This is a genomic window from Thermobrachium celere DSM 8682, from assembly GCF_000430995.1.
In the GTDB taxonomy this organism is placed as follows: Bacteria; Bacillota; Clostridia; order Clostridiales; family Caloramatoraceae; genus Thermobrachium; species Thermobrachium celere.
The window spans coordinates 1-521 of record NZ_HF951999.1; the positions used below are offsets into that span (position 1 = coordinate 1).

Below are 521 nucleotides of genomic sequence, written 5' to 3' on the forward strand. Positions count from 1 at the left end.
GAGGTGCATTAGATTATACTATAAAAGCTCGAGTTGAAACTGCAATAAGAAGAGCAATGTAGTGAGGTGTTTAATATGAAGCTTAGAAGAACTATGCTTTTTATGCCTGGGAATAATCCAGGTATGAATCAAAAACGCTCCAATACTTGGAGCTGACAGTATTATTTTAGATTTAGAGGATGCATGTATTTCCACTTGGCTTAACTTCCTTTTTTCCTCCATTGGTTCAAATCTTGTCATCTCATCATTTAGCTTTAGTCCTTCTCCATACTTCATTTGATAAGCTAAAACTAAATCATATCCTCCGCTTAAGTTATATACATCATATCCATTTTGAACTAATATTCTATATGCTATATATCCTCTTAAACCAATCTTACAGTAAACAATTATCTTTTTGTCCTTTGGAATTTCATTCATTCTCTTTCTTAACTCATCAACTGGAATGTTTACTGCTCCTTCTAAGTGTCCACCTTCAAATTCTACATCTGTTCTAACGTCTACTATAAAGTATTCATCTG

General features: G+C 33.0%; 1 protein-coding gene. It reads right to left on the reverse strand.

Going from position 1 to position 521, the window contains the following annotated elements; all coding sequences use genetic code 11:
• Nucleotides 1–18: 18 nt before the first annotated feature.
• A partial coding sequence (locus TCEL_RS13980; protein ID WP_040683663.1) for a rhodanese-like domain-containing protein occupies nt 19–521 on the reverse strand: 503 nt, incomplete at its 5' end.